The organism is Arthrobacter sp. LjRoot78, from assembly GCF_964254335.1.
GTDB lineage: Bacteria > Actinomycetota > Actinomycetes > Actinomycetales > Micrococcaceae > Arthrobacter.
In genome coordinates, this window is the sequence record NZ_CAXUTG020000001.1 from 1,109,370 (window position 1) to 1,125,882 (window position 16,513).

General features: G+C 63.0%; 11 protein-coding genes and 3 pseudogenes. 8 read left to right on the forward strand and 6 right to left on the reverse strand.

The window, feature by feature from the left end:
* Nucleotides 1–31 precede the first annotated feature (31 nt).
* Together ACSQ1X_RS05240 and ACSQ1X_RS05245 are read left to right on the forward strand one after the other, a co-directional pair.
* Nucleotides 32–1,732 (forward strand): DUF262 domain-containing protein, encoded by a 1,701-nt coding sequence (locus tag ACSQ1X_RS05240; protein ID WP_436056914.1) that lies wholly within the window; start codon nucleotides 32–34, stop codon nucleotides 1,730–1,732.
* A complete protein-coding gene (locus tag ACSQ1X_RS05245) occupies nucleotides 1,729–4,002 on the forward strand; it encodes a DUF262 domain-containing protein (RefSeq protein WP_436056915.1) in 2,274 nt (757 codons plus the stop codon). Before ACSQ1X_RS05240 ends, ACSQ1X_RS05245 begins: the two co-directional genes overlap by 4 nt.
* A gap of 118 nt (nucleotides 4,003–4,120) precedes the next feature.
* Here the strand turns inward: ACSQ1X_RS05245 and ACSQ1X_RS05250 are convergent.
* Nucleotides 4,121–4,524 (reverse strand): annotated as a pseudogene (locus tag ACSQ1X_RS05250) (alkaline phosphatase D family protein); the annotation flags it as partial.
* A gap of 118 nt (nucleotides 4,525–4,642) precedes the next feature.
* Here ACSQ1X_RS05250 and ACSQ1X_RS05255 point away from each other — a divergent pair.
* Genes ACSQ1X_RS05255 through ACSQ1X_RS05270 form a run of 4 tightly spaced genes read left to right on the forward strand, consistent with a single transcriptional unit; the run spans nucleotide 4,643 to nucleotide 11,497 of the window.
* Nucleotides 4,643–6,133 carry a DUF3375 family protein gene (locus ACSQ1X_RS05255; RefSeq protein WP_436056916.1) on the forward strand — a complete coding sequence of 497 codons (1,491 nt, stop codon included), beginning with the start codon at nucleotides 4,643–4,645 and terminating at the stop codon, nucleotides 6,131–6,133.
* On the forward strand, nucleotides 6,130–6,831 hold the full coding sequence (locus ACSQ1X_RS05260; protein ID WP_436056917.1) for a DUF4194 domain-containing protein: 702 nt from the start codon (nucleotides 6,130–6,132) through the stop codon (nucleotides 6,829–6,831). The genes ACSQ1X_RS05255 and ACSQ1X_RS05260 overlap by 4 nt, the downstream gene beginning before the upstream one ends.
* Nucleotides 6,828–10,220: an ATP-binding protein gene (locus ACSQ1X_RS05265; RefSeq protein ID WP_436056918.1), complete on the forward strand. Its 3,393-nt coding sequence runs from the start codon at nucleotides 6,828–6,830 to the stop codon at nucleotides 10,218–10,220. The genes ACSQ1X_RS05260 and ACSQ1X_RS05265 overlap by 4 nt, the downstream gene beginning before the upstream one ends.
* Entirely contained in the window at nucleotides 10,217–11,497 is a 1,281-nt protein-coding gene (locus tag ACSQ1X_RS05270; protein WP_436056919.1) for a Wadjet anti-phage system protein JetD domain-containing protein, read from the forward strand. Before ACSQ1X_RS05265 ends, ACSQ1X_RS05270 begins: the two co-directional genes overlap by 4 nt.
* Nucleotides 11,498–11,712: 215 nt before the next feature.
* Here ACSQ1X_RS05270 and ACSQ1X_RS05275 read toward each other — a convergent pair.
* Nucleotides 11,713–12,005 (reverse strand): annotated as a pseudogene (locus tag ACSQ1X_RS05275) (alkaline phosphatase D family protein); the annotation flags it as partial.
* Between ACSQ1X_RS05275 and ACSQ1X_RS05280 the strand changes: the two are divergent.
* Nucleotides 11,944–12,303, forward strand: coding sequence for a Wadjet anti-phage system protein JetD domain-containing protein (locus ACSQ1X_RS05280; protein ID WP_436059266.1), 360 nt, complete (start codon nucleotides 11,944–11,946; stop codon nucleotides 12,301–12,303). The pseudogene ACSQ1X_RS05275 and the gene ACSQ1X_RS05280 overlap by 62 nt on opposite strands.
* Nucleotides 12,304–12,494: 191 nt before the next feature.
* Here the strand turns inward: ACSQ1X_RS05280 and ACSQ1X_RS05285 are convergent, their stop codons facing one another.
* The 4 genes and pseudogenes from ACSQ1X_RS05285 to ACSQ1X_RS05300 all read right to left on the reverse strand — a co-directional run bounded on the left by ACSQ1X_RS05285 (nucleotide 12,495) and on the right by ACSQ1X_RS05300 (nucleotide 14,911).
* Nucleotides 12,495–12,797: a YciI-like protein gene (locus ACSQ1X_RS05285; RefSeq protein ID WP_436056920.1), complete on the reverse strand. Its 303-nt coding sequence runs from the start codon at nucleotides 12,795–12,797 to the stop codon at nucleotides 12,495–12,497.
* Between the two features lie 61 nt (nucleotides 12,798–12,858).
* Nucleotides 12,859–13,517, reverse strand: a pseudogene (locus tag ACSQ1X_RS05290) (DeoR/GlpR family DNA-binding transcription regulator); the annotation flags it as partial.
* A 9-nt stretch (nucleotides 13,518–13,526) separates the two neighbouring features.
* Nucleotides 13,527–14,042, reverse strand: coding sequence for a GNAT family N-acetyltransferase (locus ACSQ1X_RS05295; RefSeq protein WP_436056921.1), 516 nt, complete (start codon nucleotides 14,040–14,042; stop codon nucleotides 13,527–13,529).
* Nucleotides 14,039–14,911 (reverse strand): ribokinase, encoded by an 873-nt coding sequence (locus ACSQ1X_RS05300; RefSeq protein WP_436056922.1) that lies wholly within the window; start codon nucleotides 14,909–14,911, stop codon nucleotides 14,039–14,041. The genes ACSQ1X_RS05295 and ACSQ1X_RS05300 overlap by 4 nt, the downstream gene beginning before the upstream one ends.
* Before the next feature lie 141 nt (nucleotides 14,912–15,052).
* On the opposite strand from ACSQ1X_RS05300, the gene ACSQ1X_RS05305 reads away from it, so the two are divergent.
* The gene (locus tag ACSQ1X_RS05305; RefSeq protein ID WP_436056923.1) at nucleotides 15,053–16,474 is read left to right on the forward strand and encodes an MFS transporter; all 1,422 of its coding nucleotides are present in this window, start codon (nucleotides 15,053–15,055) and stop codon (nucleotides 16,472–16,474) included.
* Nucleotides 16,475–16,513 lie beyond the last annotated feature (39 nt).

Genomic DNA, 16,513 nt, shown 5'->3' on the forward strand with positions numbered 1-16,513 from the left:
AATGTCTGAGGCGCTGAGTACAGTTGCGTTCATGGGGAAGACAACAGGTTTGCTCGAGGAGCGGTTCGTGGGCGACATTGAAGGCAAGTTCTTCATTCCGGCCTATCAGCGCGGATACCGTTGGGGCGTCGACGAAGTCACGCGTCTTCTCGAAGATATTGCTGAAAGCCGTGAGCAGTCGTCGTATTATCTGCAGCCAATCGTCGTGAAGCGCATGGCCGACGGTCGTTGGGAACTCGTAGACGGCCAGCAGCGACTGACCACCTTGTTTCTGATTTTGCAGGACATCCGCCGATCGTTACCGTCAGCGAATGCGCGGTTCGAGCTCGAGTACGAGACCCGAGGCGGGAGCCAGAATTATCTGAAGGACCCAGACGTGGTGGGAAGCACGCTCAACATTGACTTCTTCCACGTCCACAAGGCTGCTTCTACAATCAGATCATGGTTCGAGGCCCTGGGGTCCGGCGAGATTCAGGCGGCAATCGACTTCTACACTGATCTGTCGCGTCGCGTGAAGGTGATTTGGTACGAGGCACCCGAAACGACAGATTCGACAGATTTGTTCACAAGGTTGAATATCGGACGCATCCCGCTGACGGACGCTGAACTCATCAAGGCGCTCCTGCTGACCCGCGCCAAGGGGGTGGCGGGACAGCCCGATCGGTCGCAGGAAATCGCCGCGCAATGGGACACATTCGAGCGCGATCTCCGTACGCCCGAGGTCTGGGCCTTTCTTACGGGTCATGCGAACAGCCAGGCGACTCACATAAGCCTGCTGCTTGACAGCCTTGCGGGCGGGCCGAGGGGATCCGAGCGTCCGCCATTCCATACGTTTGGGGCGCTGCGAGCCGAGATTGATGCCAATTACAAGACTTTCTGGAACAGAGTCATTGACCGCCACTCCCTGGTCCTCGGCTGGTTCGAGGACCGAAACTTGTTCCATAAGGTGGGGTATTTAGTCGCAACAGGGACGCCGTTCGACGAACTAGTTGGCGCCGCAGACGGCAAGTCCAGGAGCGGCTTCGAAGCCACGCTCGACGACAGGATCAAGACGAAATTGGCCCTGACGGATACAGCACTATCTGGGCTGTCCTACGAGAGCGCGTCGGGACGGGAAAAGGCGTCGCAGGCACTGCTATTGATGAATGTCGAAACCATTCGCAAAATGCAGCATTCCTCGGAGCGCTATTCATTCCGTGCGCACGCTGCCGGCACGTGGTCGCTGGAGCACATCCACGCGCAGAATGCCGAAGCACTCAATACGGGCGAGCAATGGTCGAGTTGGCTCCGATTGCATCGTGACGCGTTAGTCGGCTTGCCGCTCGACGAGGACCGTCGTCTGGACATTCTCCGTCGGATCGACGACGCGATCCCGACGATCAGCCGGGAAACGTTCCGGAATCTGGAGCGCGAGATCAGCACGATCTTTTCTTTCGGTGATGAGGGCGCGGAGGGTGACGTGCACGTCATTGACAACCTTGCTCTTCTCGACAGCCGGGACAATAGCGCGCTGAGTAATGCGGTCTTCGAAGTAAAACGGCTCGAAATACTCCGACGAGACCGCGTGGGTTCGTATATCCCCGTGTGTACAAGAAATGTGTTCCTGAAGTACTACACGGACGAGAGTGCACAGCAGGTTCACTTTTGGGGCGGATCGGATCGTCGCGCCTATCTCGAGGCCTTCCGCGATGAAATCGGCGCGTATCTAATGGAAGAAGTGAGCGAAGCATGAGCACGCAAAGCCGGCCCACGACGTTCATCGGTCTCTTCTTGCCCAACGATACGGATGAGATTCAGGCGATCGAGATCCCGCTGATTCAGCGGGACTTCGCTCAGGGACGCGAAAGTCTAGCCGTCGACGAGATCCGCAAGAACTTCATCGACGTCCTGCACTCGGCCGTAGCCGGGGAGGAAACGGCTCCCGTCGACCTTGACTTCGTTTACGGCGAAGTGAAGTCAGGTGTGCTGGAGCCTCTCGACGGTCAGCAGCGGCTCACCACGTTGTTTCTGCTGCACTGGTACCTCGCATCGCGAGCGGGGGAGCTTCGGTCCACTCAGAAGTGGACGCAATTCACGTACGCCACTCGGCCGAGTGCCAGGCTATTCTGCCAACGGCTTGTGATGACCACGCTGCCAGACACCGTTGAGCAGCCGTCATCATGGGTCATTGATCAGCCGTGGTACCTTTTCGTCTGGCGCCACGATCCGACAATCCAGTCCATGCTCGTCATGCTCGACGCAATTCACGTGCGGTTTCGGGCGGCGGACGCCAAGGTAGCCTGGGAGCGGCTCGTAGACCCGACCGAGCCGGCGGTGTCCTTCCTCCTGCTCGCGCCTTCTGACATGGGCTCGGCTGCGGACCTCTACATCAAGATGAACTCTCGTGGGAAGCCTCTGACTGAGTTCGAGAACTTCAAGGCGCATTTTGAGAAATCTATCGAGTCCACCGAACGTGCCAAGGAATTTGCGGCAAACGTTGATGGCGCGTGGTCAGACCTACTCTGGGGATTCCGGGGCGACGACGACCTAGTCGACGACGAATTCATGCGCTACATCGGCTACGTCACCGAGTTGTGCGAGTGGCTCGATCCTGACGTCGAGGTCAGTGAGCTTCCCGAACGTCCTAGCCACCGCACTGAGCGGGTGTTCGGCGCAGGCAATCCCAGGCGTGCAGAGTCATTGGACTTCCTGTTCAAGGCGTTCGACGTATGGGGCGGCCGCGACGTTGCCGGAGTATTCAGTGGGCTCTTCCGGGGTACCACCGAGCGGCAGGACGGGGTTGAGGCCGATCGCGTTGCGCTCTTCTTCCGAGATCAGCGCATCAACCTGTTCGATGCCTGCTGCCGCACCTTCGGAGATACAAGCGGCAGAACAAGGGTCTTTACGTTCGGGCAGGGGCTTCTGCTCTTTGCCGTACTCCGCCATCTCATGTCTGACACAGACGCTATTCCGGCCCGGGTCCGCTCCCTGCGTAATCTCATAGAGGCTTCCCCGAATGAGCTCCGTGTCGACCGTATGCCTAGGTTGCTCCGGGACGTCGAACGGGTTGTCCTCGGCGATGCCCTCGGCGAAATTGACAGCTTCAACAAAGCGCAGGTCGAGGATGAACTGCTGAAGCGCGACTTCCTGGCCGTCCACCCAGAGCTCACTGAGGCACTTCATCGCTTGGAAGATCATCACCTTCTGCGTGGGTCGATCGGTGCGTTCTTGCTTGATCCGGAAAAGTTCAATGCTCGGTCCGACGCGTTCCATCGCCTGGCATCGGAGCCCGAGTCCTGGTTCGAGGCCACTGGCGCGCTTCTGGCAGCTGGCGAGTATCAACGGACAACGAACAACAGGAAGTTTCAATTCGGAACGGGCTCTAAGCGTTTCGAAAACGCTTGGCGCGAACTGCTTACCGGCGCAGATCGTGAGGCGCTGTCTTCAACGCGCTCCGCTCTTGCCAGGCTCCTCGATTCCATCGATGACAGCGACGATTTGAAGCCAGCCCTAGTGGCGGTGCAATCCGAATGGCTCGCCCAGCGTGAATCGGAGCTCGACTTCGACTGGCGGTACTACATGGTGAAATATTCGGCCATGCGTGAGGGCGGCTCGGGAATCTACTACTCAGAAAGCGGAGCGCTCGGCTACTCGCTATGCATGCTCCGCGGTGGTACGAGCACGCTCAACAGCAGGTACCGGGACCCCTACCTCCTGGCCATTTGGCGTAATCTCGGTAACCCACACAACGTCGATGACCCTTGGTTCACCGGACACGAGACGATTCCCCGACGGCTACGGCTCACACGCAGCGGCGTCGGGATCCGCTCGGTCCCGACGGGTTTCGAACTGTCAGGACCGGCGCTGAACGATTTCACGGAGTTGTACGATTCGCTCTGGCGCGAGCTTGGTACGTCCGAGGCCGGCATCATCGAGATCAAACAGATGGACGGAATCGACTCGGTTGACCGAATCGCGAACGGAACAGAAATCATGCGGCAGCTTATTGACGTGGGACTGTGATTCGCAGCTTCTCCCCGATCTTCGAGTCGTGACACGATGCCTGTGAACAACAACGGCGGGGCGACCAGCAGGACTGTTGACCGCCCCGCCGTCGGACCCGTTTCAGCGCAGGTCCGCCGCGTGCCACCAGCCCCGGCACGCCGTCCTGGATCGCGAAGGAGGCTTTCGTGCTGGCGGGGGATCCTGGCGTCGGGACGTAGTCCAGGACGCGGAAGTCTGCGGTCATTGCATCGCGGATGATGGTGGTGTTTACGTAGCCGGGGTTGTCGTTGTAGAACTTCAGGTGCGGGTTCCAGGCCATGACCGGATCGACCGTTGAGCCATTGCCGTTGCCGGTGGAGGTGATGGAGGTGCACACGAGTTCGGAGCCGACCACGGGGGAGGCGGGGTCCGTGTAGTCGACCTTGACGTCGTTGGCCCAGTTGCGGTGCACGTCGCCGGTGAGGACCACGGCGTTGCGGACGTCGGCGTAGCCGCCCCACTCGTCCATGGAACGTCGTCGATCTCCGGCGGTTTTGAGCGTAGGCACGTTTTGGTTGCAGCCCAGGCACGTGGATCTGGCTGCAGAAATGTTCGGCTGCAAGCTCTGTTCCGCCTTTTGTCAGAGCCGCCACTTATGCTGTCGAGCAAGGAGGAAATCGTGGCGGACATAACACTCGAACTTAATAGGGCGGAGGCGGCTTTCGCTAAGCCGACCCTGGGGCTGCTCAACAGGCTTGAAGCGCCATTAGTCGTGGCGATCTTCCGGGCGACGTTCTCCCGGGATGCGACGCAGGTGCCAGCCACGGCCTTTCACGCCCACGTGCAGACCCTGTTCGAAGTCCTTGGCGCTAGCGGCCGCGATGCACCGGACCCGTCCGAGGCCCGACAAATGTGCCGACTATGGGTAAGACGCAAATGGCTGATCCTCGACTCCCGGGAGGACGGGGAGGAGTTCTACGCTCTCACCTCGCAGGCGCAGGACGCCATCGACTTTGTGCAGAATCTCGGCAGCGAGCGCGCGCTGCTGTCCGAATCTCGCATCCGCACCATACTTGACGTCGCCCGCAGCAGCGCCATGGACGCGAATCCTGACCCGGAGGAACGACTCCAGCGCCTGAACAAAAAGATTATCGAGCTAACCGCCGAACGCGACCGCATCGCCAACGGCGGCGTGGTCGAGATGGCGTCCGATGACCGGATGATGGAGGCGTTCAAGAACCTCGTGGACCTGCTGAACGACCTCCCCACGGACTTCAAGCGGGTCGAGGAACTGGTCGTCAGCATGCACCGGAAGATCATCGGTGACTTCCGAACCGACGAGCGTCCCAAGGGCGAGGTTGTCGGCGACTACATCCGGCGCTCCCGTGACGTGCTCAACCACTCCCTCGAAGGCCGGGCGTACCAAGGCGCCCTCGACCTGCTCGCGCGCGAGGAACTGCTCGCAGACCTGCGGCAAGATATCGAGACCATCCTCGCGCACTCGTTCGCGCGGGTCCTCTCACGGACTGACCGGGAACGGGTCACCGCACTCGCCGGTCTGCTGATGCGCGGCGTGGATACCATCCAGAACCAGCAGCGGCACCTGTCTGCCACGCTGCGGACCAATCTGGCCCAGAAGGAAGCTCTTCGCAGTCGCGAACTTGACGCGCTATTGGGCGAGCTCAAGCAGCAGTTGGCCGAACGGATCGAACGCTCCGGCGTGCGCACCCGCACGGAGCTGTCTCTGACCCCGGCCAAACTCGAAGTGGCCACCCTCCGCGAACGCCAATACGACCCTGCCCACCATTCGCCCCCGCCCCCGCCGGAGGACATCGGGCAGGATTCCGGGTCCCTGTCCGCAGAGGAAGTGCGCGAGCAGGGCGGCCCTTCCTTCGCACGGCTGCGAGAGGCATTGCGGGATGGATTGGGCGACGACGGCGATTCCGTGACCGCCGCTGAGGTGTTCAACCGCCTACCCGCCGCCGACCGGCGCCCCGTGGAAGTGCTCGGCGTCCTGCACGTTGCAGGCGGGGCACTTACACGCAGCGACAGTGAGGACGTCTACGAAACGGTCCGCAGTGACGGCAGCACAGTGTACTACCGCGCCCCCCACCTCACCTTTACCACCGAGGAGCGCTCCGCGCTTGCCGAAGCCGAGGAGACCCAATGACGTATGAGTCGACCGCCTATGATCTCGTTGACGACCCCGAGGCTTTCGAAGCTGAGGCAGATGAACTGGGCACCGAAATCGAGGAGTCCGACACCGGGCCCAGCCTGTTTGGCGGCGACCGGGGCGAGCTCAGCCTCACCGAGCGCAGGACGCTGGTGATCCTCCTTAAGCGCAAGTACCTCGCAGCCGACAAATATCCCCGCGAGTGGCAGACCCTACTGGATTCCCGCCCGCTCATCGAGATGCGCCTGAACGAGCTCTTTCAGGTGCTCGTACTCGACGAGGAACGCGAGTTTGCCTTTAAGCGCAGCGCCTCCCCGGAGGGTGGAGGCACGTTTCCGACCCTGCTTCACGACCGCCAGTACACGCTGGAGGAAACTGTCCTGCTGGTCGAACTGCGCCAACGCTATGCCCAGGAATGGTCCAGCGGCGCGTCAGTCGTGCACGTGGACCGCGAGGAGTTGCTTGTCTGGCTCGAAATGTATCGGCGCACTGACGTCACCAACCGCGTCGGCACCCGTCGACGCGAAGGCGGCGCGATCGACGGGCTGGTCGACGAGGGCATCTTAATCAAGATCGACGGCGACTCGGAACGGTTCCGGGTCGCCCCGGTCATCAACTCGGTACTCACGGTGGAGAAGCTGCGGGAACTGCGGCAATGGGTAGTTAGCGACGTGGAAGGCGGTACACAGGCATGAGCAGCAGCACCCTGTTCCCCATGGATAACATCCCCCAGTGGACCCTTGAACGGATGCAACTGGTCAACTGGGGTAGCTTCCATGGCTACCACCTCGTGGACTTCGCCCGGACGACCCTGATCAGCGGGCCCTCCGGCACCGGCAAGTCCACCCTCCTCGACGCGTACACCGCTTTGATGATGGACTCGAACACCCCGTTCAACGGCGCTTCGAACGAGGGCAAGGGCCGGGCCCGGGGCAAGGACCAGCGCAGTTCCCTGTCCTATATACGGGGCGCCTTCGACACGGTGCGCGACGAAGAGACCGGCGAGCTTGTCGACGACGTGCTCCGGGGAAGGGAATCCGCCACCTGGTCCGCCGTCGCCGCCACCTTCCGCAACGATGACGGGAAGGCGTTCACTGCCCTGCGTCTCTATTACGCCAAGGTCGGTGCCTCCACGGCAGCAGATCTGACCATGCGCATGCTCACCATGGACGGGGTGCCGCACCTGCTGGACCTGCACGAGTTCTCCGCCGATAGGTTCCTGCCCAAGGCACTGACAAGCAGGTACCCTGCCATGCATAACCATGAGTCCTACTCCACGTTCTCGCAGGCCCTGTACACCAAGCTCGGCATCGGGCATAACGGGGACGGGGTCAAAGCGATGAAGCTGCTCGCCCGGATTCAGGGCGGGCACAACGTCAAATCCGTTGACGGGCTGTACAAGAACCTCGTGCTGGAGACACCCGAAACCTATGCCAAGGCCGACGAAGTAATCGGCCACTTCGACGATCTGGCCAAGACCCACGAGGCGATGCAGACCGCCGCGCAGAAGGTCGAGGTCCTTAGCCCGATCCCCGACCTGCACCGGAGCATGACCACGGCACAGCAGGAATGCGACGAGATCGACACCTTCCGCATCCACGCCGACGGGCCAACCCCGTTCATGCTGTGGAAGCTGCACACCGAACGGAACCTACTTGACGACGCGGTCGACGCCAACCGAGCCGCCCACAAGACCGCCAAGGAAGCGTTCACCGCAGCGGACGCCGAGGAACGAGACCTGTCCCAACGGCTGGACCGGAACCGGGCGAACCAGCGCGCCAACGGTGGAGCGGCACTGGAGGAGATAGAACACCGCCTCGATGATCTGGCCATTGAGCGGGCAGAGGGAGCCGAGGCCCGACAGACCTTTACCACCCGCATCAAGCCGCTGACCCGGCCGACGCCGAAGGACAAGGAGGACTTCGGCTCTCTGACTCGGGAAGCACAGGAATTCATGTCCTCGTTTGCTGGGCGGCGAAAAGTTCTGACGGATCGATTGGACCTGGTCAAGCGCGCGGCTTGGAAGCTACAGGACGAGCGCGTAGAGCTAAAACGCGAGCACGAGTCGCTCAAAGACCGCACTACTAAACTGCCCGTGCGCTTCCTTGAAGCCCGGGCCAGAATGGCCGCATGCGCCGGAATGGAGCCGGCGGACCTACCGTTCGTGGCCGAACTGATCGACATCCTGCCCGACCACGAACGGTGGCGGCAGGCCTCCGAACTGGTGATGCGCGGCTTCGCCCTCCTGATGCTCGTAGACCGGGGCGCTGCAGACCATCTGCGCCGCAGCATCGACTCGCTGCCGTTGGGTGACCGGATCAACTTCCGGGCCATCGACACCGGGCTGTCCGGTGCGTCCATGCGCGAAGGCACGCTAGCTGCCACGCTGGAGTTCGCCGATTCACCTTTCCAAGGGTGGGTCGAGCAGCAGGCCGCCAAGCGGTTCACCCATGAGCGCGTGGAGACTGCCCGCGACTTCGTCCCCGGGGGCAGTTCGCAGGTGACTCTGGCCGGGCAGGTCAAGGATGGTGACAACGGCGCGCACGGCGGCCGGAACGGCGAGTATTTCATCGGCTTTTCCAACGAAGCCCACCGCGAGTTGCTGCGTGAGCGACTCGACGAGTTGGACGGCGAGCTCGGCGAGCTCAATGAAAGCGGCAAGGACCTTGCCGCACAAGACACGGGGCTGCAACGGCGACGTGAGGCATATCAGTACGCCCTTGACACGAAGTGGCAGACCATTGACGTTTCCTCCGTCGATGCCCGGATCGTCGAGAGCACAGCTGAACGCGACCGGATACGCAACTCGAATGACATACTGGCCGCCCTCGAAAAGGAGGGGAGCGAACTCACTACGAAGTACCATCAGGCGAACATCAGGCGCGTCAACGCGGGCACAGAAATGGAGAAGCTTGACAAGGTGCATGTCCTTCTCGTGGAACGGCAGGATGAGGTCAGCGACGACATCCAGGAAACAGAGGAAGACGTCGTCCTCCTTGTCGACCAGCAGGCCAGCCTTGACGCCGCCCTCGCCGAGCACGGCGTGCCCGGGGACCTTAGCCTCGTCCAGGACTCCTTCGATAAGGTCAAACGCCATCTCGCCGCACGGGCGTCAGAAGCACGCGAGAAGGAATCCAAGGCCGCCGACGCGCTGCGAAGGACGTTCGAGACCTACCAGAGGCTGTGGCAGGACAACGACCTCGGCGCCAGCGTGGAATCCTACTCCGACTACCGCAGGATCCTCGACGGGTTGATAGTTGAAGGCCTGCCCGAGCGCCAGGCCGAGTTCAAACGGGAAATGGCGAACTGGACTGGCCATGATCTCGTCCCGCTCTCCTACACCATGCGTGATGCGGTTGACCGTATCAAGGAGCGCCTCGAGGCTGTCAACGATATCCTCGCCAAGATTCCTTTTGGCCGAGACCGAGACCGGCTGTGCATCACCCTTCGACGTCCCACCAACCCGCAGGTCGCCCGCTTCCTTCAGCGGCTGCGGAGACTCGCCGAGGGAGCCACCACCATCTACACGGACGAGGAAACGGACGCCCGGTTCAAAGAAATCGAATCCTTCATCAAGTTGATCCGTACCCCCGATACACTGCCCAAGGGTACGCCCAACACCCGGGACACCTATCTGGACGTGCACCGGCACATCGCCATCACCGCCGAACGGATCGATGCGGACGGGAACCAGCTCAGCGTCTATGACAGCCTCGGGGGCAAGAGCGGCGGGGAAACGCAGGAACTCATCGCCTTTATCGTCGGCGCCGCGCTGCGCTATCAGCTTGGCGACGAAGAAAGCAGCACCCGGCCGCGCTTCGCCCCGGTCCTGCTGGACGAAGGCTTTATCAAGGCCGATGCCGAATTCGCCGGTCGCGCGGTAGGTGCATGGCAGAAGCTCGGATTCCAGCTCATCATCGGCGCCCCGCTGGACAAGGTTAGCGGCATCGAGAGGCACGTCGACCTCATCCTCGGCATCAACAAACCCGACCGCTTCTCACGGATTAGCCCGATGCGGGAGGTTCCTGCCGTCGCTGACCCGGATCAGGTGGCCGCCGAGGTCCCGGAGCTAGAGACGGTATGAGAAGCCCCGAGCAGGTCCTCAACGTACTGGACCGGTGGCTGGAAGGGAACTGGCAGCAGGCGGTCCTGGACCCCGCCGCTCACTGGCCGAGGAGGATCCACCTCGGCGCCTTGTCCGGCGCGGCACTGGAATCCAACTTCGTCGCGGCACTGGAATGGGTCCACCGCTGGCAGGACTGGGCGCTAGCAAATGGATTTGATCTGAACAACACTCGGCGTCTTGTCCACGGCACTTTTCAGTGGCTGCCGACTCACCTTATTGTCCCAGACCTCGACGCAGCCGTGCGGATACTCGACGGCAAATGGACTGGCCGGATTGCGACGGCCAGAGCACGCCTCTCGGTGCTCTTGACCCGCTTCCCGCAAGCGGACGCCGCGCCGCTGCTACGCGAGCTCACCGACCTCGGTGTCGTTGACTTCGATCTGCTGCTCACAGCCGCAGACTGGTTTAGCACCCATGACGCCGCAGGCCTAACCCCGAGGCAGGTGCCCATCGAGGGCCTCGACAGCAAATGGCTTAACACCAGACAGCACCTTGTCCTTTGTCTGAGCGGTAAGGAGGAACTCGGACTAGTCCGGCGTCCTCATACTCTGCATCTCACGTATCTCGACCCGCTGCACCGTAGCGACGGCGGACGCCGCTACGACGCTGTGACCGAGGGCGATACCGGTACCCTCTGCTACCCGCCCAGGACTATCGTCATCACTGAAAACAAGGACACGGCCCTCTTCTTCCCCTCACTTAAACGTGGCATCGCCATTCAGGGCGGAGGCAACGCAGGTCCAGCGCTCATCCCGAGACTTCCGTGGACTGCCGAATGTGACAGCATCCTGTACTGGGGTGATCTTGACGCGGAAGGCTTCGAAATCATTAACCAGTACCGCAAACAGGGCTTGAAAGTGCGGAGCGTCCTCATGGACTCGGGGACTCTGAGGGCCTACAGCAGGTTCGGCGTCACCCACGACCGAAAAGGAGAGAGCCTGCTACGGGCACGCAAATCTCTGCCTTTGCTGACCGACGAAGAACACGATGCATATGACACGATCACGGACCCCCGGTGGAGCGGCCCGTACCGTGTCGAGCAGGAGCGGATACCTCTCGATGTCGCCCACGCATTTGTCGTGGAAGCGCAACACTGCGCTGAGATTGAGACTTCTTTGGAGTCAGCCGATCATAGCGGAGTAGTCCGCCCCGGCCCGGTGCGACCTGCCGCCGCTGTGTTGGGGGAGTCGAAACCCGTCTCAGACCTACCCGTCACCACCGATGATCAGGGCTGATCACCGCCCAGTCCTGGCGTACGGCAGCGGAATCACGCGCCATGTAGTGGCAATAACAGCCGGGTGATAACGCGGGGCGGCGGGGTGCGGCTTGCCCCGTGACCAGTTCGACGTGACGGTCAGCTACGCTCCGGCGGAGATCCAGAGGAAAAGGAGCGCGAGAGGCGAAGCGCCCAGTGAAAAATGTTCCGCCGGACGTTTAGTGATCAACGTGGTCAGGACCGTGCCTGCAGCCCCGGGTTGCCGTCCTGGATCGCGATGGAGGCTTTCGCGCTGACGGGAGCCCCCGGCGTTGTGACGTAGTCGAGGACCCGGAATTCGGCGGTCATCGCATCCTCCTAATGCGCGTGTTCACGCAGCCGCGGTTGTCGTTGTAGAACTTCAGATGCGGGTTCCAGGCGATGGTCGGGTCGGTGGTGGAGCCTGAACCGTTGCCGGTCGGCGTGATGGAGGTGCAGACCACTTCCGAGCCCATCACGGGGGACAGGTTGGCCCACATCCCGTGGATCCGCGACCATGGCGTCGTCTACTGGGGCGATCTAGACAGCCACGGGTTTGGTATTTTGAACCGCTTGCGGGCCCAAAACATTGCCGTCGTCACGGTGTTGATGGACGTGGCCACGTTGGAGGCGTTCAAAGACCTGTGGGGACACGAGCCCAAACCGGCCGTTGGGTTCATGCAGCACCTTTTGCCGGAGGAGCTTGCCGTAGTGGAACAGCTGGCGGTACGCGGCAACGTGCGTCTAGAACAGGAACGGATCGACTGGATGACGGCCATGGCGGTGCTCATCTCGACACGGCGCTGACCGGTCGCGCTTGGTCTACTTCCGTTCCAGCGGTCCCAGCCATCTTTGTCCGGCCAGCTGCATCTAGTCGTCGCCAGCTCGGACTGAGTGGCCTCAACTAGGGCTCAATCCCCGCCTGAAGCAGGCCGCCACGATCAAAGCTCCAGCGTAAACACCCACAGCAGCATGTCCTGCCTGCGGTGACATGGGGCTTAGGAGGGGACGGGTGTGGCTGCCTCGTGTCCGGCCACTGTTGTCCAGGGGCGGGCGGTCCACGATGACACGACGCCGCCGGTGACGTAGGGGTCGGCGGCCGCAAAGGCCTTGGCGGCCTCGAGCGGGTTCTCGCCGGTGAAGATCAGCAGCCCAGTGAAGGGCCCGTCACCAACGGCTCCGCCCAGCAGCAGCTCGCCGCGTTCGACTGCTTCCCACGCCGCCTTGAGGTGGACTGAGCGGTACTTTTCGCGGGTTTGAAGGTAGTTGTCGTCGTAGAGGTATTCGAGCACTGCGTGCATGTGGCCGTCCATTTCGTTTAGGGGTTTCGCTCGTTGCTAGAAGTAGCGTACCCACTGGGATTCAACCCGTGACCGTGGCCACCTCAACCACAACCCCCGCCTCCCTAAACTTCTGCACTTGCTCAGGGTCCGCGCCGTCCTCCGTAACTAAGGTCCAGGGCAAAGCCAAGCGCGCCCACGCATGAAAAGGCCGGAGGCCGAGCTTGGATGAATCCGCCAGCACGTAGACCTCGCGGCCCCGCCGCGCCATGAACTCCTTGAGACGGTTTGGGCGTGGTCGGCTTCGCAGATGCCGTCCTCGGCGCCCAGGAACACGCGGTCGAAGCTCGTCCGCTCCAGCGCCACCTCGGCCAGCGGGCCGACAAAGCTTTGGCTCAGGCTCCGCAGCCGGCCGCCCAGGCCGTCCACCTCGATACCCTCCGAATCGGCCAGCTCCTGCATGGTGTTGATGCCCGGCGTAGTCACAGACAGCTTCTCGAAATTCCGTGGCTCATGCGCGCGGGCACCCACGGTGGAGCCGGCGTCCAGCAGGATGTTCTCCCCGGGCCGGATCACGGACGCCGCCCAGCGGGCGATGGCGTGCTTCTGCTCGAACGCCTCGAGGTGCGCTGCCGGAGCGACGCCTCCGGGTGGAGCCTAGCGCCATGCCCCGCCGTATGTGCGGGCCAGCCTGCCCTGCCCGTTCAGCAGCGCCAGGTCGCGGCGGATGGTGGAGGCGGTGGCGGGCGTTTACCCAGGAACAACCGCCCGCTGCAGCTCGAGCCGGAACACCCAGAGCAACACATCTTTGCCGGGCACGTGCCAGTCCCGCTCCGGCGCCCTTTCGAAGCCCAGGGATTCGTAGAGAACATGTGCCCGTTCCATAAACGTCGCGCTCGTGATGCTGATTGCCCGGACAGCGGGGATCGCATGCGCGTGGTCAACAATCCGGCGGACAACAGCGCGGCCAACCCCGCCGCCCTGTGCCGCCGGATCAACCGCGAGCATTCGGAACTCGAGCTCTTTTTCCACCGCGGTCTCGCTGTACGGCTGGCCGGCGAAGGTCAGCGTCACGGCCGCGACCACCGCGCCGGAGGCTTCGGCCACCCACACCTCGGCATGCTTTGCCCGGTGTTCCACGTTGTCCAGCACGCTCATGTAGGGGTGGTCAACAGTGAAATGCCCGGCATGGAGATACGCCTCGCGGGTGATTCTCCGGACCTCTGAATAATCGGCGGGCGTTGCCTGCCTAAAAACCAGGTTCACCGCGCAGCAACCTCGGCTCCGGCTACGCGCGCAACGTATTCCGCCAGCGGCGCCAGCGCCGGTTGCGATGAAGGATCACCCACCGCATCCGCCCCCACAGCATTGGCCACGGCCAGCGCCGCGGAGTAGTCGAGCCCGGCCCGGAGGGCCAGAACCAGGGCTCCGCAAAATGCGTCGCCCGCACCGATGGTGTTCGCCACCGTCACTGAAGACGCCGGTGCCTCCGCCACCCGCCGGCCGTGCTCGAACATCGCCGAGCCGTCCTTCCCGTACGTCACGGCGACAAGCTTTGCTTCGGCCAGCGCAGGAATCAGCTCATACTCGGTCTCGTTGACGATCACCAGGTCGCAGCGCTCCAGCAGCTCCGCCGGCAGGTCCATCGCCGGGGCCGCGTTCAGGACGAAGAATCCGGCGGGGCGCCGCGCGGCTTCCAGCACCACGGGCAGGCCAACCTCAAGCTGGCACAGCACCGTCTCCTCGTCGGAGAACACCACGCTCTCCAGCGAAAACGCAGCGTTCGCACCGGGGCAGACCACGATCTGATTTTCGCCGTCGCGGTCCACCACGATCAGCGCTGTACCCGTCGCGCCGCCGTCGAGCACCGCCACATCAGTGGTGTCCACTCCCGCGCCGGAAAGGGACTCCAGCATCAGGCGGCCGGAGGCGTCATCGCCCACTGCGCCGATCATCCGTGACTTAGCGCCCAGGCGGGCAGCCGCCACGGCCTGGTTGGCTCCCTTGCCGCCCGGCTGCTGCTGGAGGACGCCGCCGCCGACGGTCTCACCCGGGGAGGGAATCCTGTCCGTGGTGGCGATGATGTCGAGGTTGATGCTGCCGACGACGGTGACGGCAGGAAGTCGAATGCTCATGGAATGTCCTTATCGGTGAAGCCAAGGCGGCTGGATTAGGAAATAGTGTACGGCACGGTTGTACTTGTGCGTCATACATGGTTGTATAACAACTCACATCCCACGGGCAGGAACCGCCCCTGCAGAACAAAGGAGTTTGATGTGAACACCCCAACTTCAGTCGCCACTTCACCGCCGGATATCGCGGAGGGGGAGACAAAAATCGGCGACCGCCGCGCCGCCCTGCTGATCTCCACCCTGCTGCTCGGCGTGCTGTCCTTCCAGCTCAACGCCAGCATGGTCACTCCGGCCCTGCCGCAGATCGCGGCCTCCTTCGGCCTGAGCGCCGACAGTGCAGCCCCCGTCCAGTCCATGTTCTTCCTGGCCGGCGCCATCGCCGGGCCCGTCATCGGACGCTGGAGCGACTTCATCGGCCGGCGCACCGCCCTGCTCCTGGTCCTCGGGATCATGGGCGCGGGCACCATCCTCTGCATCGCCGCCCCCACCCTGCCGATCCTGATCGCCGGCCGGTTCCTCCAGGGCGTCTCCAGTGCGGTCTTCGCGCTCGCCTACATCGTGCTCAGCGAAAACCTGCAGGCCCGCGTCTTCGGCACGTCCGTGGGCATCATCGCCGCCATCAACGGCGGGGTCGGCGGCGTCGACGGCTACTTTGGCGGCCTCATGGCCGAAACCCTCGGCTTCCGGTCCATCTTCGCCGTCGTCCTCGTCCTGACGGCCATCGCCGCCGCGTGCATTCTCAAAACCGTCCCGAAAGGGCGTCCGCAGGGAGTGCGCGGCGCCATGGACTGGTGGGGCGCCGGATCCCTGTCCGTGTTCCTGGTCTTCATCACCTACTTCGTCTCCGGCGGCTCGGCCGCCGGCTGGACCGCGCCCAGCACCCTGGCCCTCCTGGCCGGCACCGTCGCATCCTTCGCCGCCTTCTGGATGATCGAGAAGAAGCGCACCAACCCGCTCATCGCCGTCCACCACCTGCGCTCCCGACAGGTCTGGCCCGTCATCGCCACCACCGTCCTCACCCTCGCCGGCATCTTCGCCATCATCAACTTCACCGTGGTGCTGCTCAGCCAGGACACCCACGAGGGCTTCGGACTCAGCGCCTCCCTGTCGGCGCTGCTGTTCCTGACCCCCGCCGCGCTGATCGGCGTGTTCGCCGCACCCCTCGCCGGCTGGCTGGCCGACCGCCGGGGCTGGATCAAAACCCTGCGGGCCGGAACCGGGCTCAGCCTGGCCTGCGCCATCGCCGCGGCCACGTTCTCCGACAACCAGGTGGCGGTGCTGATCGCCGTCGCCGCCCTCGGCATCTTCTACAACGGCTTGTTCCTCACCGCCATCAACGGACTCTCCGTCCTGCTCTCACCCAAGGAAGCACCGGCTGCCCTGCCGGGCATCAACGGCGCCTCCTTCGGCATCGGGGCGAGCCTCGGCGTCGTGCTCGTGGCACCGTTCGCCGCGCAGGCCACGTCCGCCGGCTACACCACTGCCCTCTGGATTTCGGTTGCCATCACCGCGGCCGCCTTCCTCGTCAGCCTCTTCGTCGCGGCACCCAAGGGCGAAAAGCTCTAACCCCCACACCGTCAATCCGCACGTCCCGCACCATAGAAA

Coding starts and splice junctions, on each gene's coding strand:
- ACSQ1X_RS05240 (WP_436056914.1), top strand. CDS start 32: ATGGGGAAGACAACAGGTTTGCTCGAGGAGCGGTTCGTGGGCGACATT.
- ACSQ1X_RS05245 (WP_436056915.1), top strand. CDS start 1,729: ATGAGCACGCAAAGCCGGCCCACGACGTTCATCGGTCTCTTCTTGCCC.
- ACSQ1X_RS05260 (WP_436056917.1), top strand. CDS start 6,130: ATGACGTATGAGTCGACCGCCTATGATCTCGTTGACGACCCCGAGGCT.
- ACSQ1X_RS05265 (WP_436056918.1), top strand. CDS start 6,828: ATGAGCAGCAGCACCCTGTTCCCCATGGATAACATCCCCCAGTGGACC.
- ACSQ1X_RS05270 (WP_436056919.1), top strand. CDS start 10,217: ATGAGAAGCCCCGAGCAGGTCCTCAACGTACTGGACCGGTGGCTGGAA.
- ACSQ1X_RS05280 (WP_436059266.1), top strand. CDS start 11,944: ATGGAGGTGCAGACCACTTCCGAGCCCATCACGGGGGACAGGTTGGCC.
- ACSQ1X_RS05285 (WP_436056920.1), bottom strand. CDS start 12,797: ATGCACGCAGTGCTCGAATACCTCTACGACGACAACTACCTTCAAACC.
- ACSQ1X_RS05300 (WP_436056922.1), bottom strand. CDS start 14,911: ATGAGCATTCGACTTCCTGCCGTCACCGTCGTCGGCAGCATCAACCTC.